Source organism: Kribbella flavida DSM 17836, assembly GCF_000024345.1.
Classification (GTDB): domain Bacteria; phylum Actinomycetota; class Actinomycetes; order Propionibacteriales; family Kribbellaceae; genus Kribbella; species Kribbella flavida.
Window position 1 is genome coordinate 2,928,536 of the sequence record NC_013729.1, and the last position, 22,069, is coordinate 2,950,604.

Annotated in this window: 19 protein-coding genes; 9 read left to right on the plus strand and 10 right to left on the minus strand. The window is 71.0% G+C overall.

From position 1 onward, the window contains the following. Positions 1-525 (minus strand): NUDIX domain-containing protein, encoded by a 525-nt coding sequence (locus KFLA_RS13685; RefSeq protein ID WP_012920386.1) that lies wholly within the window; start codon positions 523-525, stop codon positions 1-3. Further along, positions 522-1,193: an endonuclease V gene (locus tag KFLA_RS13690; RefSeq protein ID WP_012920387.1), complete on the minus strand. Its 672-nt coding sequence runs from the start codon at positions 1,191-1,193 to the stop codon at positions 522-524. Before KFLA_RS13690 ends, KFLA_RS13685 begins: the two co-directional genes overlap by 4 nt. A 169-nt stretch (positions 1,194-1,362) precedes the next feature. Here KFLA_RS13690 and KFLA_RS13695 point away from each other — a divergent pair, with 169 nt between their 5' ends. Both KFLA_RS13695 and erpA read left to right on the plus strand, forming a co-directional pair. After that, positions 1,363-2,457 (plus strand): glycerate kinase family protein, encoded by a 1,095-nt coding sequence (locus KFLA_RS13695; protein WP_012920388.1) that lies wholly within the window; start codon positions 1,363-1,365, stop codon positions 2,455-2,457. A gap of 199 nt (positions 2,458-2,656) precedes the next feature. Further along, positions 2,657-3,019: an iron-sulfur cluster insertion protein ErpA gene (gene erpA / locus KFLA_RS13700; protein ID WP_012920389.1), complete on the plus strand. Its 363-nt coding sequence runs from the start codon at positions 2,657-2,659 to the stop codon at positions 3,017-3,019. 57 nt (positions 3,020-3,076) lie between these two features. Here the strand turns inward: erpA and KFLA_RS13705 are convergent, their stop codons facing one another. Both KFLA_RS13705 and KFLA_RS13710 read right to left on the minus strand, forming a co-directional pair. Further along, entirely contained in the window at positions 3,077-4,267 is a 1,191-nt protein-coding gene (locus KFLA_RS13705; protein WP_012920390.1) for a M20 family metallopeptidase, read from the minus strand. 44 nt (positions 4,268-4,311) lie between these two features. Next, positions 4,312-5,829 (minus strand): serine hydrolase domain-containing protein, encoded by a 1,518-nt coding sequence (locus KFLA_RS13710; protein WP_237706798.1) that lies wholly within the window; start codon positions 5,827-5,829, stop codon positions 4,312-4,314. A 177-nt stretch (positions 5,830-6,006) separates the two neighbouring features. On the opposite strand from KFLA_RS13710, the gene KFLA_RS13715 reads away from it, so the two are divergent. Both KFLA_RS13715 and KFLA_RS13720 read left to right on the plus strand, forming a co-directional pair. Next, positions 6,007-6,549, plus strand: coding sequence for a dihydrofolate reductase family protein (locus KFLA_RS13715; RefSeq protein ID WP_012920392.1), 543 nt, complete (start codon positions 6,007-6,009; stop codon positions 6,547-6,549). Positions 6,550-6,644: 95 nt separating this feature from the next. Further along, positions 6,645-7,589 (plus strand): diacylglycerol/lipid kinase family protein, encoded by a 945-nt coding sequence (locus KFLA_RS13720; protein WP_012920393.1) that lies wholly within the window; start codon positions 6,645-6,647, stop codon positions 7,587-7,589. On the opposite strand, the gene KFLA_RS13725 is transcribed toward KFLA_RS13720, so the two are convergent. Continuing rightward, positions 7,543-8,514: an RNA polymerase sigma-70 factor gene (locus KFLA_RS13725; protein WP_012920394.1), complete on the minus strand. Its 972-nt coding sequence runs from the start codon at positions 8,512-8,514 to the stop codon at positions 7,543-7,545. The two genes, KFLA_RS13720 and KFLA_RS13725, sit on opposite strands and share 47 nt — an antisense overlap. A 98-nt stretch (positions 8,515-8,612) precedes the next feature. Between KFLA_RS13725 and KFLA_RS13730 the strand changes: the two genes are divergently transcribed. Beyond that, complete coding sequence (locus KFLA_RS13730) at positions 8,613-8,984, plus strand: DoxX family protein (protein ID WP_012920395.1); 372 nt, start codon at positions 8,613-8,615, stop codon at positions 8,982-8,984. Positions 8,985-9,000: 16 nt separating this feature from the next. On the opposite strand, the gene pulA is transcribed toward KFLA_RS13730, so the two are convergent. The 5 genes from pulA to KFLA_RS13755 form a co-directional block, all read right to left on the minus strand. After that, positions 9,001-14,721 (minus strand): pullulanase-type alpha-1,6-glucosidase, encoded by a 5,721-nt coding sequence (gene pulA / locus KFLA_RS13735; protein WP_012920396.1) that lies wholly within the window; start codon positions 14,719-14,721, stop codon positions 9,001-9,003. 84 nt (positions 14,722-14,805) lie between these two features. Beyond that, a complete protein-coding gene (locus KFLA_RS13740; protein ID WP_012920397.1) occupies positions 14,806-15,513 on the minus strand; it encodes an SIR2 family NAD-dependent protein deacylase in 708 nt (235 codons plus the stop codon). Next, positions 15,510-16,067, minus strand: a complete 558-nt coding sequence (locus KFLA_RS13745; RefSeq protein ID WP_012920398.1) for a GNAT family N-acetyltransferase — start codon at positions 16,065-16,067, stop codon at positions 15,510-15,512. Before KFLA_RS13745 ends, KFLA_RS13740 begins: the two co-directional genes overlap by 4 nt. Positions 16,068-16,110: 43 nt before the next feature. Next, a complete protein-coding gene (locus KFLA_RS13750) occupies positions 16,111-16,317 on the minus strand; it encodes a sulfurtransferase TusA family protein (protein ID WP_012920399.1) in 207 nt (68 codons plus the stop codon). After that, on the minus strand, positions 16,317-17,444 hold the full coding sequence (locus KFLA_RS13755; RefSeq protein ID WP_012920400.1) for a cysteine desulfurase family protein: 1,128 nt from the start codon (positions 17,442-17,444) through the stop codon (positions 16,317-16,319). The genes KFLA_RS13750 and KFLA_RS13755 overlap by 1 nt, the downstream gene beginning before the upstream one ends. A gap of 94 nt (positions 17,445-17,538) precedes the next feature. Between KFLA_RS13755 and ctaC the strand changes: the two genes are divergently transcribed. The 4 genes from ctaC to KFLA_RS13775 all read left to right on the plus strand — a co-directional run bounded on the left by ctaC (position 17,539) and on the right by KFLA_RS13775 (position 22,036). Continuing rightward, positions 17,539-18,438 carry an aa3-type cytochrome oxidase subunit II gene (gene ctaC, locus KFLA_RS13760; protein WP_012920401.1) on the plus strand — a complete coding sequence of 300 codons (900 nt, stop codon included), beginning with the start codon at positions 17,539-17,541 and terminating at the stop codon, positions 18,436-18,438. Then, positions 18,435-20,225 (plus strand): aa3-type cytochrome oxidase subunit I, encoded by a 1,791-nt coding sequence (ctaD, locus tag KFLA_RS13765; RefSeq protein ID WP_012920402.1) that lies wholly within the window; start codon positions 18,435-18,437, stop codon positions 20,223-20,225. The genes ctaC and ctaD overlap by 4 nt, the downstream gene beginning before the upstream one ends. Continuing rightward, entirely contained in the window at positions 20,222-20,617 is a 396-nt protein-coding gene (locus KFLA_RS13770) for a cytochrome c oxidase subunit 4 (RefSeq protein WP_012920403.1), read from the plus strand. Before ctaD ends, KFLA_RS13770 begins: the two co-directional genes overlap by 4 nt. Before the next feature lie 165 nt (positions 20,618-20,782). Next, positions 20,783-22,036, plus strand: a complete 1,254-nt coding sequence (locus KFLA_RS13775; RefSeq protein WP_012920404.1) for a L,D-transpeptidase — start codon at positions 20,783-20,785, stop codon at positions 22,034-22,036. The last annotated feature ends 33 nt before the right edge of the window (positions 22,037-22,069 follow it).

Below are 22,069 nucleotides of genomic sequence, written 5' to 3' on the forward strand. Positions count from 1 at the left end.
TCAGGCCGGTCGGTTGAAGTACGGCCCGGCCAGCCCGTACGCCGTGGGCAGCAGCGGCACGTGGTTCGCGATCACCGGCAGCTCGGCGGCTTCGGCGGCGGTGAACCAGCCGATCTCCGTGACCTCGTCCGACACTCCGGCGGTCCCGGCGACGATCTCGGCGCGGAACAGCACGCCGAGAATCTGCACGCGGTTGCCGTCCGGGTACACCACGACGATGTCCGGGTCCGAGTAGACGCCGAGCAACTCGGTCGCCCGCACGGTCAGCCCGGTCTCCTCCAGGACCTCGCGCTCCGCGGTCTCGGCCGGTCGCTCACCCGGGTCGATCCCGCCGCCCGGCAGACACCATTCCCCGTTGTCGCTGCGCCGCGTCAGCAGCAGCCGCTCACCGTCCAGCACCGCCGCCGTCGCCCCCGGACGCAGGACCGCGCCCGCCCCGATCCGTACGCCGTACTCGTGCCTCGCCCGCGGCCTCTCGCCGTCGGCAGCTCCCGGGTGCCGAAGGGCTGACGGCGTGTCGGTCATCGGGCCGTCTCCTCGTCCTGGCTGTCCTTGAGCGCCTGCCGGCAGACGCGGTCGGCGGCCCGGGTGGTCTCCGGCAGGCGGTAGCGCGGTGTCAGGTCGAGCACTCGCGCCACCGCGGTGGCGAGGTCGACCCGATGCCCGACTGAGACGAACACCGGCTTGGTTTTGTTCTGGGTCCGCAGAGCCTTTCCGACGACCTCTCCGTCGAGCAGCAGCTCGCTGGCATCACCACGCCGGGGCCCGGGCTCCTGCCACGTCCCGACGAACGCCGTCTTCGCCACCCCGACGCTCGGCAGCCCCGTCACCACGCCCAGATGGCAGGCGAGCCCGAAGCGCCGCGGATGAGCGAGCCCCTGCCCGTCACACACCAGCAGTTCCGGCGTGGTCCGCAGCCGCTCCAGCGCGGTCAGCAACCCCGGCACCTCGCGGAACGCGAACAGCCCCGGCACGTACGGGAACGCCGTCCGTCCCAGCACGACGGCCCGGTCGACCACCTCGAGCCCGTCCAGCACGACCACCGCCGCGGCGAACTCGTCGCCGGCGTACGCGACGTCCAGCCCCGCGACGTACCGCGGTTGCTGCGGTCCAGGGCCCGCGGTGTCGACCTGGCTCCGCAGGCTCTCCTGCACCGCGATCGCTTGCTCGACTGTTTCCGGCCCGGTGTGCATCGGCCGCACGCTACGCCTTCGACGACGCGCGCCACCGGCGTGGTCGGTCATAGCCGCCGGCTATGGCAGGAGCGAGCAAGCGGGTTCGGTCGCCGGAGCCCTCAGGCACGGCGTCCGCTGGGTGGCCGCGATGGGGTGGAAGCGGCGCCGGGTTTGCGAGGATGGGCGCATGCGCGTGCTGATTGCTCCGGACAAGTTCGCTGGAACGCTGACGGCGGTCGAGGCCGCGGCCGCGATCGAGGAGGGGTGGCGGCGGCGGGATCCGGACGCCGAGGTGCTGGTGGCGCCGATGGCCGACGGCGGGCCGGGCTTCATCGACGTGCTCGCGGCCGTTGTCGACGGCACCTTGTTGTCGGTGACCGTGCGCGGACCGCTCGGCGGGGAGGTCCCGGCGACGGTGCTGGTGGCCGGCGAGACGGCGTACGTGGAGACCGCGCAGGCGTGCGGGCTGCACCTGGTCGAGCCCGGGGACCGCCGCCCCGAGGACGGTACGACGTACGGCGTCGGCCAGCTGATCGCGGCCGCGGTGGACGCGGGGGCGAAGCGGATCATTCTCGGGCTCGGTGGCTCCGGCACGAACGACGCCGGCGCGGGCCTGCTCGCGGCGCTCGGCGCGACAGGGCAGGGCGGCCGGCTGGACGCGGGCGCGACCGGCCTGGCCGCGCTGACTGCCGTGGACCTGGAGCCCGCGCGCAGCCGGATGGCCGGGATCGAGTTCGTCGCCGCCAGCGACGTGGAGAACCCGATGCTCGGACTGCGCGGCGCCACCAACGTGTTCGGCAGCCAGAAGGGCCTGACCGACGAGCGCAAGCCGGAGGTGGACGGCTGGCTCACCCGGTTCGCCGAGCTGGCCGGCCGCAAGACCGCGGACCAGAAGGGCGCGGGCGCGGCCGGCGGCCTCGGGTACGCGCTGCTGCTGCTCGGCGCCGAGCGGGTGTCCGGGATCGACCTGGTCGCCGAGCTGACCGGGCTGAAGGACAAGGCCGGCCGGGTGGACCTGGTGCTGTCCGGCGAGGGCGCGTTCGACTTCCAGTCCCGCGACGGCAAGGTGATCGCCGGGGTCGCGAAGGTGGCCAACGACGCGATGCGGCCGTGCGTGGTGCTGGCCGGCAAGGTGCTGATCGGCGCCCGCGAGATGCGCACGATGGGCGTGGAGTCGGCGTACTCGCTGGTCGACGCGGTCGGCGAGGAGCGGGCGTTCGCCGACCCGCACGGCTCGCTGGCGGCGGTCGCCGAACGCGTCGCCCGGACCTGGGCGCGCTGACCGGGCGGTCCGGCGGGCCGCCCGGGCAGCGCCGCGGCCGGGTCCACCGGGTGAGGCGCGTGGTTGATCCCCGAAATTCGTGTGCGACCATGGGAATGGAACCGGACCGGTCAGCGTTGGCCCGGTTGACAGCGGAACTTCCGCGCGCGGCCACCTGCCCACCAGCGGCCGGGCGCTCAAGAGATGACTGGAGTCAGGAATGACTGAAGCGCAGACCGAGCAGGCTGCAACCACCGCCACGGGGATCGCGTTGACGGACGGGGCCGCGGCCAAGGTGAAGGCGCTGCTGGACCAGGAAGGTCGCGACGACCTCGCGCTGCGCGTGGCCGTGCAGCCGGGTGGCTGCTCCGGCCTGCGGTACCAGCTGTTCTTCGACGAGCGTCAGCTCGACGGTGACGTGGTGGCCGACTTCGACGGTGTGAGCGTCGTCACGGACCGGATGAGCGCGCCGTACCTGAAGGGCGCCTCGATCGACTTCGTCGACACCATCGAGAAGCAGGGCTTCACGATCGACAACCCGAACGCCACCGGCTCCTGCGCCTGCGGCGACTCGTTCAACTGAGCTCACGACGAAGCCCCCGGCACCAGGTGCCGGGGGCTTCGTCATACCCTGGCGGGCTCAGCCGAGCAGGCGGAGGGCGGTCAGGGTGTAGGCGCGGGCGGCGGTCAGCAGTTCGTCGACCGCGACTGACTCGTCGGCGCGGTGGGCCTGGGTGGTGACCGACCCGGGACCGAGCACCACGACCGGTACGCCGAGGTCGCGGGCGATGTAGCCGCCGTCGCAGGCGGCGGTCCAGCCGCCCAGCGCCAGACCCGGGCCGCCGGCGTCGGTCAGGGCCGCGTCGGTGGTGCGGACCAGTTCGTCGTCGGCGGCGGTCTCGAACGCGGGCATCTCCATCGGCATCGCGAGGTCGACGGTCAGACCGCGATCCTCCAGGCGCAGCGCGGCGACCCGTCGGCGCAGCTCGTCCAGGACGGCGTCCGGGGACTCGCCGGGCAGCAGCCGCCGGTCGGCGACCAGCACGCACTCGGCCGGCACGATCGAGCCGCCGGTGCCGCCCTGGATCTGCCCGACGCTCCAGGTCGCCGGGCCGAGCAGGTGGTGCGGTGCCGCGGCGAGCTCGGCGTGCAGGCGTTCGATCTCGGCGACGACCGCGGCGGCGCCGTAGATCGCGTTCGCGCCGTCGGCGGGATTGCCGGCGTGGCAGGCCCGGCCGTGCACCTCGACCCGCAGATAGGAGTCGCCACGGGCGCCGATGATGGTCTGCAGGTCCGTCGGCTCCGTGGTGATGCAGCCGGCGAACAGGCGGTCCACCGCGTCGACGTACGCGCGGATGCCCTTGCCGGTCTCTTCCTCGTCCACCACGGCGGCCAGCTCGACCGGACCGGTCAGGCCGGCGCCCCGTAGTACGGCCATGGCGGCGAGGGACGCGGCCAGCCCGCCCTTCATGTCGGACGCGCCGCGGCCGTAGATCCGTCCGTCGACCAGTTCGCCACCGAACGGATCATTGGTCCAGCCGCCGCCGACCGGCACGACATCGGTGTGCCCGAGCAGCAGCAGCCCGGGCCGTGCGGGCCCGGCCGCGGCAGCAGGCAGCGTGATCACGAGGTTGTTCCGCCCGGGCTCGACGGCAGCCTCGGCGACCTCCAGGCCGAGATCGCTCGCCGCCGCCCGGAGCACGGCGACCGTCGCGGCCTCGTCGCCCGGCGGGTTCTGCCCGGGTGCCCGCAGCAACGACTGCGTGGTCTCGACGAGCCACCCTTCGTCGAGCTGATCGAGCACAGCCTGCTCGGCGGCGGAGATGCTCATCGCGTCCTTCCGGCAACCTTCAGGCCCAGCGGCGGGCCGGTCGGCTACAGGGATTCGAAGGTGTCGTTGGTGATGCCGAAGGCGACGTTGACGGTGAGGTCGACCACGAGCCGGTCCCCGCTGGGGCGGCAGCGGAACGTCAGCGCGAACGGGGTCTCCAGCAGCCGGAGCGTTGCCACGAAGGCGTCGCCGTCGCCGTACGCCGAGGTGACCATTCGCTGGGCGGGATCGACCAGCGTGTACGCGTGCTCCTGCCAGTCGCCGGGCGCGAAGACGACCTGCTGCGCGCCGGACTGTGCAGGGCCCGGGTCGCCGCCGGATCGCTCCAGGGTCGTCTGCCGGACGAAGGTGAAGGTGCCGGTGCCGTCCTCGTCGAGCCGGACCTCGGTCAGCCCGACGTGGTTGCGCGCGAACCGGTACCTGCGCCCGTCGCCGCCGGCCGGCGCCGGACCCGCGGGCGGCGGAATCCGCAGCTCGCCCAGTCGCTGTCCCGGCCCGCCGTCCCGCGCGGTTCGGTCCGCGCCGAGCCCCGCCTGCCCAGGCACAGCCGCGCCGAGCCCCGCCTGCCCAGGCACAGCCGCGCCCGGCGCCGCCTCACCGGGGGCGTCGGTGGACTGCAGGGCCGGCAGGAGGTGCTGCCAGATGATGTCCATCGTGGCCTGCATGTCGGGGGAGGCGCTGGTGAGGATCACGGCGGTGTCGTGCTCCGGCAGGATCAGGCAGTACTGCCCGAACGCGCCGTCGCCGCGGTAGGCGTTGTGCCGGGACCGCCAGAACTGGTACCCGTACCCCTGCTGCCAGTCCGGGTTGTCCTGGTTGCTGTTGTCGACCTGCCCCGCTGTCGCCGCGTCGATCCAGGCGGCCGGGACCAACTGCCGCCCTTGCCACTCGCCGCGCTGCAGCAGGAACTGCCCGAAGTGCGCCAGCGATTCCGTGCTCAGGCTCAAGCCCCAGCCGCCCAGCGTGATGCCCTCGTCCGAGCTGTCCCAGACGGCCTCCGTCGCGCCCAGCGGCTCGAACAGCCGCGGCCGCAAGTAGTCGACCAGCTTCTCGCCGGTGACCTTCTGCACGATCGCCGACAGGATGTACGTCGCGCCGCTGTTGTAGACGAACGGCGCTCCCGGCGGGTGCTCGACCTCCAGCGCGAAGAAGCCCTGGACCATCCGGCCGGTCCGGCCGAGCCGGTCGACAGTGTCCTTGTCGTGCCCGGTCGTCATCGTCAGCAGGTGCTCGACGCGCAGCGCGGCCAGGTTGTCGCTGATCTTGCCGGGCAGGTCGTCGCCGGAGAAGAACGAGATCACCTGGTCGTCCAGCGACAGCAGCCCGGCGTCGACGACCAGGCCGATCGCCATCGAGGTGAAGCTCTTCGACACCGAGAACAGCAGGTGCCGGTCGGCCAGCCGGTACGGCGCCCACTCGCGCTCGAGCACGACGTGGCCGTGCCGCAGCACCATCACCGTGTGCATCTCCTGGTCCGAGGCGTCGAGAGCGGCGACGAAGCGCTCCAGCGCGACGGCCGACAGTCCCTGGTCTGGCGGGGTACTCCGCGGAAGGCTGCTCACCTCCAGCACGGTAGCCGCACCCACCGACACCCGCAGGCGGCGCCGGGCCGCCGTGAGACGTCGCGGAACCGCCGTTCGGCGGCGCCGAAGAATTTTCCGGCCGGGATGTCGATCCGCGCCCGGCCCGGTCGACGCAGGGGCAAGCAAGCATCCGAACCCACTGCCAAGGAGCACATCATGCGCAAGATCGTCGCCGGCCTGTTCATCTCCCTCGACGGCGTCACCGAGGCCCCGGACACCTGGCACTTCCCGTACTTCGACGACCAGATGGGCGCCGTCGTCGGCGCGCTCAGCGAGCAGGCGGACACCATGCTGCTCGGCCGGAAGACGTTCGAGGAGTTCGCCGGCTTCTGGCCGACCGCCTGCGACGAGGTCGAGATGGCCACGCACATGAACGAGATCCCGAAGCTGGTCGTGTCCACCACGCTCGCGAACGCCGACCAGTGGCAGAACTCCACTCTGGTCGAGGGGGACCCGCTGAAGACCCTGACCGCGCTCAAGGACGGTCCCGGCAAGGACATCAACGTGGTTGGTTCGTCGACCCTGGTGCGGTCCCTGCTGCGCGCCAAGGTGCTCGACGAGCTGCACCTGCTGGTGCACCCGATCGCGGTCGGCCACGGTGCCCGGCTGTTCGACGAGGGCGAGACGGTGCCGCTGGAGCTGGTCTCCGCGACCACCTTCGCGACCGGCGTGCTGCACACGGTCTACCGCCCGGCCTGATCGGATGGCGCAGCGGCGAGTGCCGACTGGGTTTCTGGGGCACTCGGTGGAAAGCTGCTCTCCGCACCTCCTCACCCTTCAGGATCGGACACCAAGTGAACTCGTCAGGCCACCCGGACCCCCGCGACGACCAGCCGGAGCCTCCGGCGCTGCGCCGGGCCGCGGTGATCCTGAACCCGATCAAGGTGCCGGACGCCGACGAGTTCCGCAAGAAGGTCGACGCGGCGCTCAGCGAGCGCGGCTACGACGACTCGCTGTGGCTGGAGACCACCGTCGACGACGCCGGCTACACGATGGCTCAGCGAGCGGTCGAGGAGACCGTCGACCTGGTCGTCGTGGCCGGCGGGGACGGCACCGTTCGGGTGGTCTGCGCTGAGCTCGCCCGGACCGGCATCCCGGTCGCGGTGCTGCCGGCCGGCACCGGCAACCTGCTGGCCCGCAACCTGGGCATCACGCTCGACCTCGACGCCGCGCTGGCCGAGCTGCTGGACGGGTCCGAGCGGCGGATCGACAGCGTGCTGGTCCGCGGCGACCAGTTCGAGACCGACCGGTTCGTGGTGATGGCCGGGCTCGGCCTGGACGCCGCGATCATCGCCGACGCCCGGCCCGAGCTGAAGGCCCGGGTCGGCTGGGCGGCGTACGTGATCTCGGCGGTGAAGAACCTGAACCACCCGTTCGTCCGGGTGGAGATCACGCTCGACGACCGGCCGCCGCTGCGGCGCCGGGCCCGGACCGTGGTGATCGGCAACGTCGGCACGCTGCAGGCGAACATCCCGCTGCTGCCGGACGCCGAGCCCGACGACGGCCGGATCGACCTGGTCGTGCTGGCGCCGCGCCGGGTCAGGCAGTGGCCGCGGCTGGCGCTCAGCCTGCTGATCAAGTCCTGGCGGGAGAGCCACATCGAGCGCTTCACCGCCGAGCGGATCCAGGTGACGTCGCGCAAGGTGGTCGGCCGCCAGCTCGACGGCGACACCATTCCCGACGGCCACACGCTCAGCGCCGAGGTCGACCCCTCAGCCCTGGTGGTCCGGGTCCCCTGACCGCCGCACCGCCCGGCCGGGCACCCGGCTGACGGACTGGGCTGAGGGGCTGGGCCGGAGGAGTGGGGGCCGTCTGCAGGTGCCCCAGTTTGTCCGGGTTCACCACGCTGTGGATCGCCGCGACCCGGCCGCCGGCGATCTGCAGCGACCACACCGCCGCCGTCGCGTCGCCGGGCCCGGTGATGCGCAACGCCGGCTGCCCGCCGACCTGGGCGAACCGGACTTCGAACCCCAGTGTCCGCACCCGCTCGAACGCCATGACCACCAGCCGGGCGACCTGCTCCGCGCCGAGCACAGGCTCGGGCATGCTGAGCGCCTTGCCGCCGCCGTCGCCGGTGAAGGTCGCAGCCGGAGCCAGCAGCTCCAGCAGCCCGTCCAGCTCCCCGTGCTCGGACGCCGCGACGAACCGCCGGACCAACTCGTCCCGCTCCTGCCGCGACGAGTCGAAGCGCGGCCGCTCCCGCGCCAGCTCCCGCCGGGCCCGTACGGCGGTCTGCCGCACCGCCGCCTGCGTCTTGCCGACGATGCCGGCGACCTCCTGGTAGCCGTAGCCGAACACGTCCCGCAGCAGGAACACCGCGCGTTGCTCGGGCGACAGCCGTTCGAGCACGACCAGGAACGCGGTCGCCAGCGAGTCCGACAGTGCCGCCCGCTCCGCGAGGTCGACGTACCCGTCGACGGCCGGTTCGGGCAGCCACGGCCCGACGTACTGCTCGCGCTGTCGCCGGGCGGAGCGCAGCTGGTCGATCGCCAGCCGCGTCGTCACCGTGGTCAGGTAGGCCTTCACCGACCTCACCTGCTCCGGCTCCCGGTGCAGCCGCAGGTAGGCCTCCTGGACGACGTCTTCGGCGTCACCGAAGCTGCCGAGCATCCGGTACGCGATCGACAGCAGCAACGGCCTCAGCTCGGTCCCGGTCTGTTCCATCACACACTCCAGGACGATCCACTTGCTCGTCCTGTGACAGTCACAGCACGGCCGGCTCGTTCGTCTCCGACGGTAACCCAATCCCTGGAGGAGACAGCATGTCCATCGCCACCTGGATCGTGAGCGCTCTGCTCGCGGTCCTGTTCGCCGCCTCGGGCGTCGCCAAGTCCACGATGTCCCGCGACCGCCTGATCGCCACCGGCCAGACCGGCGTCGCGGTGTTCCCGATGCCGCTGGTCCGGGTGGTGGCCGGCTGCGAGATCCTCGGCGCGGTCGGCCTGGTCGTGCCGTGGCTGACGGACACCGCGCGGTACCTGACCCCGGTCGCCGCCGTCGGCCTCGGCGTGGTGATGATCGGGGCCGCCGCGGCGCACGTCTCGCTGAAGGAGCCGGGGCCGGTGGCGGCCACGGTGGTGTTCTTCGCCGGGTGCGTCTTCGTGGCCGCGTCGCGGTTCGCCGCCCTCGGCTGAGGGCGGCGCACCGACGTCACCGCTGGATCAGGACCGCGACCGTTCGCGCCGGGACGGACACCGTGCCGGACGCCGCCGTCCAGGTGCTCTGCTTGACGACCGGGTCCGCGCCGCCGGCCTGGACCGGTGACAGCGACAGGGTGGCGCCGGTCAAGCCGGGGATCTGCTGGCTGACCGTCGAGCCGGTGCTGTTGAAGACGACCACGAGACCCTTCAGCGCCGGATCGACGTCCGGACCGACCGTGTCGTCGATGCGCATCGTGACCACGCCCGGGACGGCGGCCGGCGTGCCGCTGAGCGGGAAGCCGACCTTCTGGTTGACCAGGTCGGCCGAACCGAGCCGGAACAGCGGAGTGGAGAAGCGCAGCTTCAGCAGGTCGGCCGCGGCGGCCGACGCGGTGCCGACGTCGGCAGCGGACGGTTTGAGCGCCGGGTTGCCGAGCAGCGGCTTCATGAACGGCCACTTCGCCTCGTTGTCCGGCTTCGGTGGCAGGCCGTGCCCGAAGCCGTTGTCGGCGCCGGTCCAGTCCAGCGTGTTGAACCAGTCGCCGGAGTCGTAGGAGTTCCGGTCGAGCGACTTGCTGCGCAGCAGGTCGGCGCCGGCGTGCCAGAACGACGGCGTCTGGGCGAGCGCGGTGGTCGCCAGCGACAGCGTGTTCATCCGGACCCGGTCGGCCATCGGCAGCCCGGTCGGCAGCTTGTACGTCAGCGCGTCCCACAGGGTTTCGTTGTCGTGGGCATCGACGTAGGTGATCACCTCGCCCGGCTGGTCGGCGTACCCGGCCGGTGCGCCGTTGTAGTCCACCGCGTCGCCCCGAACGACGGCCCCGGTCTCGGCCGACCGGAACGTGAACGCTCGTAGGTTGCCCGCCAGCCCGAGCTGGGTCAGGTCGGTGTCGTGCGCCAGCCGCTTGGCCCGGTCCGCGGGGGAGCCGTTGACCGGGGCACCGTTCGGGTCGCTCGCGGCGCCCGAGCCGAAGCCCTGCACCCTCGGGTCCTCGTCGAACGGCCCGCCGCCACGGACCGCGTCGCGCAGCCGGTCCGAGAAGGTGGCGATGCCGGTGCCGCCGAGATTGCCCTGCCGCGCCTGCTCGAACAACGCGTCGTTCGCGACCTCGCCGAAGTTCCAGCCCTCGCCGTACAGGAAGACCTGGCGGCCGTCGACGCCGTCCTTGGCGAGCGTCAACCGGTCGAGCGCGGCCCGGACCTTCAGCATGTTCGCCTTGCTGTGGTGGCCCATCAGGTCGAAGCGGAACCCGTCGACCCGGTAGTTCCGGGCCCACGACACGGTGCCGTCGACCATGATCTTCTCGGCCATCGCGTGCTCGGTGGCGATGTTGCTGCAGCAGGTCGAGGTCTCGACGCCGCCGGTCGCGTTCAGCCGCTGGTAGTAGCCGGGCACCACCTTGTCGAGCACCGAAGTCGGCGCCTGACCGGCCGCCGGGGTGTGGTTGAAGACCTGGTCGAGCACGACCCGCAGGCCCGACCTGTGCAGGCCGCCGACCATCGTGCGGAACTCCGCGACCCGGCTCAGCCCGTCCTTGCGCACGGCGTACGAGCCCTCCGGCGCGAGCCAGTGGTACGGGTCGTAGCCCCAGTTGAAGCCGTCCTTCGCGGCGACCGCGGTGACGCAGGCCTGCTGCTGCTCCGAATCCGGCGGCAGCGCCTTCAGGTCGCAGGCCGGCTTCTCCTGCGTGCCCTCGGGAATCGAGGCGATGTCGAACGTCGGCAGCAGGTGGACCGTGTTCAGCCCGGCCTGCGCCAGCTTGCGCAGGTGCTTGGTGCCGGCGCCCTCGTCCGCGAACGCCAGGTAGCTGCCGCGGTGGGCGGCCGGCACGGTCGGGTCGTCGATCGAGAAGTCCCGCACGTGCAACTCGTAGATCGTCGAGTCCACCGGCCGCGCCAGCTTCGGCGCCGGAGTTCTCGCCCAGAGCGCGGGCTTGCCGGCCGGGTCGTCGAGATCGACCGCGACCGAGTGCGTCGAGTCGGTGGTGAGCGCGACCGAGTACGGGTCGGTCACCAGGTTGGTCTCCACCTTGCCGGTGCTCGGTGCGAAGACCGTCACCTCGTAGCGGTACGGCGCGTTCTGCCAGCTGCGCCGACCCTGCGCGATCCAGGAGCCGTCCGAGGTGCGGCGCATCGGGATCCGCTGCGCGCCGACCAGCAGCGCCACCTTCTGGGCCGTCGGCGCCCACAGGGTGAACCGGGGAACGCCGCCGTGCCACGTCACGCCGTACGACCGGCCGGTCGCCGCCGCGCCGTACAGGTCGTCGAGGACGCCGGGGATCTGGACGCCGGTAGCGTCCAGCAGCCGGCCCGCGTCGTCGTACTGGGCGAGGCCGAGCTGACCGGTGAGCATGCTTTCCGCGTCCACCCGGCCGAGCCGGAGCGCGGTGTAACCCTTGAGCGCCGGGAACTTGGCCAGCACCGCGGCCGGGAGGCCGTTCGGGTCGACCCGCAGGCCGGCCGACGAGCCGCCGATGTCGTCCGCGTCGATGGCCAGCGAGCCGGTCGGCGACCAGTGCAGCCGCCAGCGTGAGCGCTCGGGGTGGGGGACCGGAGGTACGGCGAGCAGGTCGCGGCCGAGCCAGTGCGCCTTGGCCTGCTCGAGGTCCGGCTGCGCGCCGGGCTTGGAGGTGGTCACGGTCAGCAGGTGGGTCGCCAGCACGTAGGAGAAGGTGACGACCAGTCCGTCACCCGGCACGGAGACGGCGATGTTGCCGCCGGTCGGGCTGCCGCCCGCCCCGTAGCTCTCGTCGAAGGACAGGCCGTGCGCGACCTTCGCCTCATAACTGCCCGCTCCCAGTTCGCTCGTCGACCACGTGTAGGTGCCGTCGCCGTCCTGGTCGGTCAACCAGGGCCGCATGCAGTCCGGTGCCCAGTCACCCGGGCAGCCAAGCTCGGACTGGAAGGAGCCGGGCACGGTGACGATCGGCCCCTGCGCGTCGGAGGTGGCGAAGTGCCGGCCGTGCTCGTAGTAGAAGGTCACCGGCGTGGCCGGCGCCGTGTAGGAGATGTTGGCGCCGTTGGCGTTGCCGCCGGCCCCGTAGTTCTCGTCCCACGTCTTGTTGATCGCCGCCTTGTACGCGTGCTCGCCCGCGGGCAGCGTGGAGGTCTTCTTCCAGACCTTGTCCTTGGGGTCCAGCGTCAGCTGGGCCTGGTCGCAGTCCGGCGACCAGTCGGCCGGGCAGCCCATCTCACTGTTGTGGTCGCCGGGCACGCTGACACTGGCGGGCTGGGTGACCGGTGCGGTCCCGCCACCACCGCCGCCCCCGGGCGCCGGAGCGTCGCCGACCACGCCGTACGAGCCGGAGACCGAGTAGTTGCCGGAGGCGTCCTTCAGCACGGCCCGGTACTCCAGCAGCGTTCCCTTGGCCAGCTTGCTGACGTCATGGAACACCCGGTACGGCGCGTTGTCGTCCGACCCGAGCCGCTGCCAGGCCGTCGTACCGACCGGGCGGTAGCCGAAGGTCACGGTCACCGGAGTGTTCTCCGGCACCGCCGCGGCGATCTCCGCGCGACCGCCGACCGTCGCACCGGACTCCGGGGAGCTCATGAACACCGACGGCGCCTTGCTGCGGTGCGGAACCTTCGACAGCGCCTGGTACACCGTCACCGACAGCGGCGGCTGGGTCAGCCGCGCCCGGCCCTCGCGGTCCGTCAGGAAACTCTTCGTGCCACCGTAGACAGGCCGGAAGATCTTCGACCCGTACGTCGGGATGGTCGCCGTCTTGGCCGTCGTCGCGTTGTTGGACACAACCAGGTACTCGGTCTTGTCTGCGCCGAGCCGGCTGAAGGCATACAGGCCGCCGGTGTTCGAGGAGTACCGGTGCACCTGGGTGCCGTCGGACAGGGCCGGGTACTTCGCTCGCAGCTTCTGCAGCCCGGCGATGTGCCGGTACATCGGTGCGTCGACGTCGAACCGGTCCTTGCTGCCGATCGTGCTGGTGCCGGTGCCGTCGACCACCTCGTCGTCGGCGTACTCGGCGGTCTTGGTGGCGAACATGTCCTGCCGGGCGTCCTTGTCACCGCCCGCGCCGGTGAAGCCCTGCTCGTCGCCGTAGTAGACCACCGGCTGGCCGCGGGTCAGGAACATCAGCGAGTGCGCCAGCTTGTCCCGCTGCAGCAGCTCCTGGCCGGACGCGCCGGCCTGCTTGAGGAACGTGCCCACGCGGCCCATGTCGTGGTTGCCGAGGAACGTCGGCAGTTGGTAGGCGTTGGAGTCGGCGTCGGTGTAGTAGTCGTCGGCGGCGTAGAAGTCGCGCAGCCTGGTGCTCGGGTCGCCCTTGGCGAACGCGACCGCGTTCTGCTGGAAGCCGAAGTCGAGCGTCGCCTGCAGCGCCCCGGCGGTCGTGTACGTCGACATGAACTTGGGGTCGGCGTCGAAGACCTCGCCGAACATGAAGAAGTCCTTCGACCCCTTCGCCCGGGCCGCCTTCAGGATCTCCGGCGAGAACTTCTGCCAGAACTCCAGGTTCACGTGCTTCACGGTGTCGATCCGGAAGCCGTCGATGCCCATCTCGGCCCAGGTCCGGTAGACGTCGATCATGCCGTCGCGGACCTTCGGCTGCTCGGTGAACAGGTCGTCCAGGCCGACGAAGTCGCCGTACTCGGCGGACTCCCCGGCGAAGGTGGAGTCGCCGCGGTTGTGGTAGAGCGTCGGGTCGTTCAGCCAGTTCGGCACCTTGACCGACTCGTCGGCGGGGGTCCGGAAGACCGGGACGTTGGGGAAGCTCACGTTCCGGTCCAGCGGCGGGAAGGTGTCGCCGCCGGCGTACTGCTTGTCGTCGAAGACGTTCCCGGCGGCGTCCTTGTACGGCGAGGTGCTCTTCGGCACGTAGCCGTACTGGCCGGACCGGTAGGCGATCACGTCGGCGGTGTGGTTGGTGATGATGTCGAAGAAGACCTTCATCCCCTTGCCGTGCGCGAGCTGGATCAGCTTGCGCATGTCCTCGTTGCTGCCCAGGTGCGGGTCGATCTGGGTGAAGTCGGTGATCCAGTAGCCGTGGTACCCGGCGCTGACGTCCGCGCCGGCGCCCTGCACCGGGCGGTTCTTGAACGACGGGGTCAGCCAGATGCTCGTCGTACCGAGCGACTTGATGTAGTCGAGCTTCTGCATCACGCCGGCCAGGTCACCGCCGTGGTAGAAGCCCTTGTCGGCCGGGTCCAGGCCGGTGCTGAGCCGGTCGCCGGTCAGGCCGCCGGCGTCGTTGGACTTGTCGCCGTTCGCGAACCGGTCCGCCATCAGGAAGTAGAAGCGCTCCTTGGTCAGGTCCTTGCGCAGGCTCGGACTCGCCAGTGCCCTGTCCGCCGCGGTGAGGCCGCCGGCGACGTCCACCGGCTGCACGCTGACCACGTGGCTGGTGTCGTCGTAGCTGAACCGGAGCTTGGCCGGCCCCTCGATCCGCAGCGGGATGTTCGCGCCGTTCAGGACCCCGCCGGCGCCGTAGTTCTCGTCCCAGCCGCCGTTGACGGTCACCTTGTACTCGTACGAGCCGGCCGGCACGTCGAACACCTTGCTGTACGGCGCTGCCGTGCCGAGCGTGCTCCGGGCACAGCCCGGGTCCCAGTCGCCCGGGCAGCCGAGCTCGCTCTGCAGCGACCCGGCCAGCGTGATCACCCGCTCGGCGGACGGGCCCGCGGGCGCGGCGGACGGCGTACCGAGACCGACGGCGACCACGGCGACGGCGGTGACTCCGGCCAGCCACCGGGCGCGGCGCATGACGAACCTGATCATCGCGGGGGTCCCCTCCCAGACGGAACAATCTGCCGGGGACGCTAACCCGCGACTCGCACCGGGGGAAGGCCTCGGAGGTCGCGCTCAGGTCACGACGAGGCCGGGCAACGTGGTCTCGATCGGCGTCCGGAGCACCTGGTCGGCCTGCTCGTCGTACGGCGTGGGCTCGGCGTTGACGATGACGAGGCGCTTGCCCGCGGCCAGCGCCACATCGCACAATCCGGCCGCGGGATAGACCTGCAGGGACGTGCCGACGGCCAGGAAGATGTCGCAGGCCTGGGTCGCGGCGACGGCGGCGTCGAGCACCTCCTGGTCCAGCGACTGGCCGAAGGAGACGGTCGCGGACTTCAGGATGCCGCCGCAGACCAGGCACGCCGGGTCCTGCTCCCCGGCCTCGAGACGGGGGACGACCTCTTCCATCGGGATCCGCCGGCCGCAGCTCAGGCAGTCCACGAACCACATCGTGCCGTGCAGCTCCAGCACCCCGGTGGAGCCGGCCTTCTGGTGCAAGCCGTCGATGTTCTGGGTGATCAGGCCGGTCAGCCGGCCCTGCTTCTCCAGCTCCACCAGCGCGTGGTGGCCCGCGTTCGGCTCGGCGGTCCAGGCGGCCGCCCCCATCCGGTGCCGCCACGCCGCCGCGCGGACCGCCGCCGAGGCGACGTACTCGTCGATGTCGAACATCGCCTGGGCCGCGGGGTCCTTGGTCCACAGCCCCTGCGGCCCACGGAAGTCCGGGATGCCCGACGCGGTCGAGATCCCGGCGCCGGTCAGTACGGTCCAGCGTTCGGTCACGCCGTCGACCGTACCTCCCACTCCGGCGCCAGGACCGACATGTACAGGTTGTCCACCCGTTCCCCGTCCCACAGCAGCGCGTCCCGCAGCCGTCCCTCGAGCACGAAGCCGGCCTTCTCGTAGGCCCGCCGCGCGCGCGGGTTGAAGGCGAACACGGTCAGCTCGATGCGGTGCAGGCCGAGCTGCTCGATGCCGTAGCCGACGATCAGCCGGGTCGCCTCGGTGCCCAGCCCGCGGCCACGCCCGGCGGGCCCGATCAGGATCCGGAAGCCGCACGACTCGTCCTCGGGGCTCCAGTCGTTGAGCACCGCCTCGCCGACGCACGCGCCGGTCGCCTTGTCCACGATCGCCAGGTCGAGCCGGTCGGTCTGGTCCTTGCGGGTCCGCAACCACTCGCGGTAGGGCCCCTCCTCGACCTCACCCCGGCTGCCGGTGAACCTGGTCACCTCCGGGTCGGCCATCGCGGCCGTCATCGCGTCGAAATCACCTTCGTCGAGCGGCCGCAGGACGACGAGCTCACCGGTCAGCGTCGGCTTGTACGAGAAATCGGTCACAGGGCGCAGTCTGACGAACCGGCCCGATCCGGGGCGAACAGTTTTAGCCGAGCCGGCGTACGACGTACGCGTGGCCGTCGGCGGAGACCAGCTCCTGGGCGCGCATCCGGCACCAAGCGGGGATGTCGGTGGCGGCGGCCGGGTCGTCGGCCAGCACGGTGATCGTGTCGCCGACGGCCAGCTCCGGGAAGGCCTGGGCGAGCTTGATCACCGGGAGCGGGCAGAGCATGCCGCGGCAGTCGAGCGTCATCACATCCCCACCTCCGCGCGGATCCGCTGCACCAGGCCGGGCAGCACGGCCGCGAACCGGTCGATGTCGTCGTGGGTGCTGTTGCGGCCCAGCGAGACCCGGACGTTGCCGTGGGTGAGCACGCCCATCGCCGCCAGGACGTGCGACGGGCGCAGCGTGCTCGCCGTACAGGCGGAACCGCTGGACACCGAGAAGCCTTCCGCATCGAGGGCGGTCACCAGGGCCTCGCCGTCGACGTACAGGCAGGAGAAGGTCAGGACGTGCGGCAGCCGGTCCTCGGGGTCGCCGACGACCTCGACGTCCGGGACGTCCGCGGCGACCCGGGTCCGCAGCTCGGCGATCCAGGCGCGGTGCTGCTTGTCCAGCGCGACCGCTTCCTGCCGGCGGGCCTGGAGTGCGGCGGCCGCGGCGAGCGTGGCCGGCACGTTCGGGTGGCCGGGGGAGAGTCCGTCCTCGCGCTCGTCGACCGGCCAGGCGGGCACGAGCCGGGTCCCCTTCCGGACCGCGAGCAGGCCGACCCCGGCCGGGCCGCCCCACTTGTGCGCACTGGCGACCAGCGCCGACCAGCCGGCCGGGACCTCCTCGCGGCCCAGAGAAGCTGCCGCGTCAACGAAGAGTGGAACCCCTGCCGCGCCGGACGCCTCCGCGGCCTCGGCGATCGGTTGCCGCGTACCCACCTCGTGGTTGGCCGCCTGCAACGCCGCGACCGCCACCCCCGGCCGGGCGACCTGGGCGGCGAAGGCCTCCAGGTCGACCCGGCCCGACGAGTCGACGCCCACCTCGTACGGCGTACCGGCGGTGGCGGCTGCGTGCAGGACGGCGGAGTGCTCGACCGCGGAGTGCACCACGGTTGTGCCGATCCGGCGCCGGGCGGCCGCCAGCGCGGGCAGGCCGGCGTGGATCGCGGCCGTGCCCGAGGTGGTCAGGAACAGCTCCTCAGGACGCACGCCCACCGCGTCCGCCAGCACCGCACGGGCGTTGTCCAGCAGCAGCCGCGCGGTCCGTCCCTCATGGTGCAGCCGGGCCGGATCGGCCCACCCCGAATCCAGGGCCTGGAGCAACACTTCGCGCGCCGCGGGGTGTAGGTCCTCGGCGCTGGCGGCATCTAGGTACGTACGGTTGCTCACACGGGAAACGCTAAGCCCTACCTGTGCGCAAAGAGCAGAACAGTGTCCAGTAGGGTTCTGTCGTCAGTCTCACCTGGGAAGGGAAAGGCGCCCCGTGGGTTCGAACGGCACGTCCGGAGTGGTCGCGCGAGCGGCGGGTCAGCAGACCCGCGCCGCCGCACGTCCGGCGAAGCGACGCCTGCTGGTCGCGGCGGCAGTGGTGGTGAGCACGTTGGTGCTGACCGGCTGCTCGGCCGAGACCAACGCGCAGTGGAAACGACTTGGTCTGCCGGAGGGTGCCTCGGACCGGACCGAGGCCGTCCGCAGCCTCTGGATCGGCGCCTGGATCGCCGCGCTGATCATCGGTGTGATGGTCTGGGGCCTGATCCTGTTCGCCGTCGTACGGTACCGCCGGCGCAGCGAGGACGCGCCGCGGCAGACGCGCTACAACCTGCCGCTGGAGGTCCTGTACACGCTGGCCCCGTTCGCCGTCATCGGTGTGCTGTTCTTCTACACCGTCGAGAACGGCAACAAGGTCACGGCGATGTCGGACAGCCCGGCGCACACGATCAACGTGGTCGGCCAGCAGTGGCAGTGGACGTTCAACTACAAGGAGACCGTCGACGGCCAGGAGGGTGTCTGGGAGACCGGCACCCTGGAGGAGCCGGCCGAGCTGGTGCTGCCGGTGAACGAGTCGGTGAAGTTCGAGCTGACCTCGCCGGACGTCATCCACTCGTTCTGGGTGCCGGCCTTCTACTTCAAGCTGGACGTCATCCCGGGCCGGCCGAACAACTTCGAGCTGACGCCGACCAAGACCGGTACCTTCGCGGGCAAGTGCGCCGAGCTCTGCGGTCTGTACCACAGCCGGATGGTGTTCACCGTCCGCGTGGTCACCGCCGAGGAGTACCAGGCGCACCTGCGTGAGCTCGCGGCCAAGGGCCAGACCGGCGCCGCCACCGGTGGCGAGGACGCAACCACCATTCCCGGCCACGGGGAGCAGGAGGGCGAGAAGTGACCGACTTCGCCGAGCGCAGCGGCGCCATCGGGGCCGCGAACGCGCTGCCGAGGCGGCGTAGCAAGGGCCAGCTCGCGGTCAGGATGCTGACCACCACCGATCACAAGCTGATCGGCCACATGTACCTGGTCACCTCGTTCGTGTTCTTCCTGATCGGCGGCGTGATGGCGCTGCTGATCCGCGCCGAGCTGGCCAAGCCGGGCCTGCAGATCGTGAACGAAGAGGTCTACAACCAGCTCTTCACCATGCACGGCACGATCATGCTGCTGCTGTTCGCGACGCCGCTGTTCGTCGGCTTCGCGAACGTGATCATGCCGGTCCAGATCGGCGCCCCCGACGTCGCCTTTCCCCGCCTCAACATGTTCAGCTACTGGCTGTTCCTGTTCGGCGGCACGATCACCGTGAGCGGGTTCTTCACCCCGGGCGGCGCGGCCGACTTCGGCTGGTTCGCCTACGCCCCGCTGTCGAACGCGGTCCGCTCGCCGGGCGTCGGCGGTGACCTGTGGATCATGGGCCTGTACCTGGCCGGTCTGGGCACGATCCTCGGTGCGGTGAACTTCGTCACCACGATCATCACGATGCGCGCGCCCGGCATGACGATGTTCCGGATGCCGATGTTCACCTGGAACATCCTGGTCACCTCGATCCTGGTGCTGATCGCGTTCCCGATCCTGGCCGGCGCGCTGCTGATGCTGGAGGCGGATCGGGCCCTGGGGGCCCACATCTTCGACGCGGCCACCGGTGGTCCACTGCTGTGGCAGCACCTGTTCTGGTTCTTCGGGCACCCCGAGGTCTACATCATCGCGCTGCCGTTCTTCGGCATCATCACCGAGATCCTGCCGGTGTTCAGCCGCAAGCCGATCTTCGGCTACATCGGCCTGGTCGCCGCGACGCTGTGGATCGCCGTCCTGTCGGTGGCGGTCTGGGCGCACCACATGTTCGTCACCGGCGCGGTGAACCTGCCGTTCTTCTCGTTCATGACGTTCCTCATCGCGGTCCCGACCGGGGTGAAGTTCTTCAACTGGATCGGCACGATGTGGGGCGGCTCGGTGTCGTTCGACACCCCGATGCTGTGGTCGATCGGCTTCCTCACCACGTTCCTGTTCGGCGGCCTGACCGGCGTCATCCTGGCCTCGCCGGCGCTGGACTACCAGCTGTCCGACTCGTACTTCGTGGTCGCGCACTTCCACTACGTCGTCTTCGGCACGGTGGTGTTCGCGATGTTCGCCGGCTTCTACTTCTGGTGGCCGAAGATGACCGGCCGGATGCTCGACGAGCGGCTCGGCAAGCTGCACTTCTGGCTGCTGTTCATCGGCTTCCACACGACGTTCCTGGTGCAGCACTGGCTGGGCGTCGAGGGTATGCCGCGCCGGTACGCCGACTACGGCGCCAACGAGGGCTTCACCGTGCTGAACGAGGTGTCCAGCATCGGCGCCTTCGTGCTCGGCATGTCGATGCTGCCGTTCTTCTACAACGTCTACAAGTCCCGCAAGGCGCCGCTGGTCGGCGTCGACGACCCGTGGGGCTGGGGCCGGTCGCTGGAGTGGGCGACCAGCTCGCCGCCGCCGCGGCACAACTTCGTCCGGCTGCCCCGCATCCGGTCCGAGAGCCCGGCCTTCGACCTGCACCACCCGGACATCGCGCTGGCGGAGTACCCGGACAGCGGGGCGCCGCAGGACAACCTGCTGGACGCCGGCGAGGACAAGGGCCGGGTGGAGAACCTGGAGCGCAACCTGAACGCGGGCACCGGCACCACGACCGGCGCGGATGGAGAGGGCAAGGCATGAAGGTCGAGGCCTGGATCTTCGGCATCCTGACGCTGTTCGCGCTGATCGTCACGCCGATCTACTGGTTGATGTCCGAGGACCCGACCGGTACCACCGCGCTGGTGATGACGTTTTTCCTCGCGCTGCTGGTGACGTTCTACCTGGCCATCACGGCCCGCCGGATGGACCCCCGCCCGGAGGACCGCAAGGAAGCCGAGATCGCCGAGGGCGCGGGCGAGCTGGGCTTCTTCCCGCCGCACTCGTGGTGGCCGCTGTGGTGCGCCGCGACGCTGTCGGTGGCCGTGCTCGGCCTGGTCTTCGGCTGGTGGCTGTTCATCATCGGCAGCGCGCTCGGTATCATCGCGCTGTCCGGCTTCATCTTCGAGTACTACCGCGGAGACCACGCGCACTGACCGGACCATCGATCGAACGATCGAACTAATCGCACCTGCCGATCGTCACCAGTACTGCGGGCCCGCCGATCGCCCGCGGCGCTGGTGACGATCTGGCGTGTTGGTACCACCGTGGGGCGAGCTACGCCCTGCCCGGCGGTGGACGTATCTCGTGGGGAGCTCAGGGTGTTGGGAAGTACGGTGCGCAAGCGCGGCCTGGCCGCGGTGGGGATCTGCGCGATGCTGGTGGCCACGGCGGCGTGCAGCAACTCCGAGGCCGGGGATCCACCACCAGCGGGCACGCCGACGAGCGCGACCCCGGGAGCCTCGACCACTCCCGGCACCAGTCCCAGCCCGAGCACCAGCCCGACGCAGGACCCGTCGGCGGCGAACGTGACCGTCACGCCCGCCAAGGGCGCCTCCGGGGTCCGCCCGGACCAGCCGGTCAAGGTCGTCACCAGCTCCGGCAGTCTGCAGCAGGTGACCGTCACCGACAGCAGCGGCAACAAGGTCAGCGGCAGCTTCGACGAGGCGAAGTCCAGTTGGACGTCCGAGCCGAAGCTGAAGCCGGCCGCGCGGTACACGGTCTCCGGGACGGCGCAGGGCAGCGACGGCAAGACGGTCGAGATCAGCTCCACCTTCCGCACGCTCTCCGCCGGCCGCAACCTCAAGGCCTCGGTGTCGCCGCTCGACGGCGAGACCGTCGGCGTGGCGATGCCGATCCAGATCTTCTGGAACAACGCGGTCACCGACCGGGCCGCGGTCGAGAAGCGGCTCTCGGTGAAGACGTCGGTCCCGGTCGAGGGCAGCTGGCACTGGATGAACAGCAAGCAGGTCAACTACCGCCCGAAGAACTACTGGCCGGCCGGCACCAAGGTGACCGTCGACATCGCCACCCAGGGCGTGAACGCCGGCGCGGGTGTCTGGGGCTCGGCCGGCCGCCAGATCGACTTCACCATCGGCAAGTCGGTGATCAGTCGCGTCGACGTCAAGTTGCACCGGATGTCCGTCACGATCGACGGCAAGCTCGCCCGGACCTTTCCGATCACCGCCGGCAAGGCCGGCTTCACCACCCGCAGCGGAGTGAAGGTGATCATGGAGAAGTACCGGACCAAGCGGATGGACGCCCGCACCGTCGGCATCCAGCCCGGCGACCCGGAGTACTACAACATCCACAACGTTCAGTACGCCCAGCGCGTCACCAGCTCCGGCGAGTTCATTCACGGCGCCCCGTGGTCCAGCGGCAGCCAGGGCACCGAGAACGTCAGCCACGGCTGCATCGGCATGAGCCTCAAGGACGGCGCCTGGTACTTCGCCCAGACCCTGCGCGGCGACCCCGTCGTGGTCACCGGCACGAGCCGGGGCATGGAGACCGGCAACGGCTGGACCGACTGGAACGAGTCCTGGGCCAAGTACAAGGCCGGTTCCGCGCTCTCCTGACCACCAGCGGCGTCCCCCGCGACGACGCGCGGG

Excerpts from the sequence above, each read along its gene's own strand:
- erpA (WP_012920389.1), top strand. The coding sequence starts at position 2,657 with ATGACTGAAGCGCAGACCGAGCAGGCTGCAACCACCGCCACGGGGATC.
- KFLA_RS13715 (WP_012920392.1), top strand. The coding sequence starts at position 6,007 with ATGCGCAAGATCGTCGCCGGCCTGTTCATCTCCCTCGACGGCGTCACC.
- KFLA_RS13695 (WP_012920388.1), top strand. The coding sequence starts at position 1,363 with ATGCGCGTGCTGATTGCTCCGGACAAGTTCGCTGGAACGCTGACGGCG.
- KFLA_RS13685 (WP_012920386.1), bottom strand. The coding sequence starts at position 525 with ATGACCGACACGCCGTCAGCCCTTCGGCACCCGGGAGCTGCCGACGGC.
- KFLA_RS13690 (WP_012920387.1), bottom strand. The coding sequence starts at position 1,193 with ATGCACACCGGGCCGGAAACAGTCGAGCAAGCGATCGCGGTGCAGGAG.
- pulA (WP_012920396.1), bottom strand. The coding sequence starts at position 14,721 with ATGATCAGGTTCGTCATGCGCCGCGCCCGGTGGCTGGCCGGAGTCACC.
- KFLA_RS13770 (WP_012920403.1), top strand. The coding sequence starts at position 20,222 with ATGAAGGTCGAGGCCTGGATCTTCGGCATCCTGACGCTGTTCGCGCTG.
- KFLA_RS13750 (WP_012920399.1), bottom strand. The coding sequence starts at position 16,317 with ATGACGCTCGACTGCCGCGGCATGCTCTGCCCGCTCCCGGTGATCAAG.
- KFLA_RS13730 (WP_012920395.1), top strand. The coding sequence starts at position 8,613 with ATGTCCATCGCCACCTGGATCGTGAGCGCTCTGCTCGCGGTCCTGTTC.
- KFLA_RS13705 (WP_012920390.1), bottom strand. The coding sequence starts at position 4,267 with ATGAGCATCTCCGCCGCCGAGCAGGCTGTGCTCGATCAGCTCGACGAA.
- KFLA_RS13725 (WP_012920394.1), bottom strand. The coding sequence starts at position 8,514 with ATGGAACAGACCGGGACCGAGCTGAGGCCGTTGCTGCTGTCGATCGCG.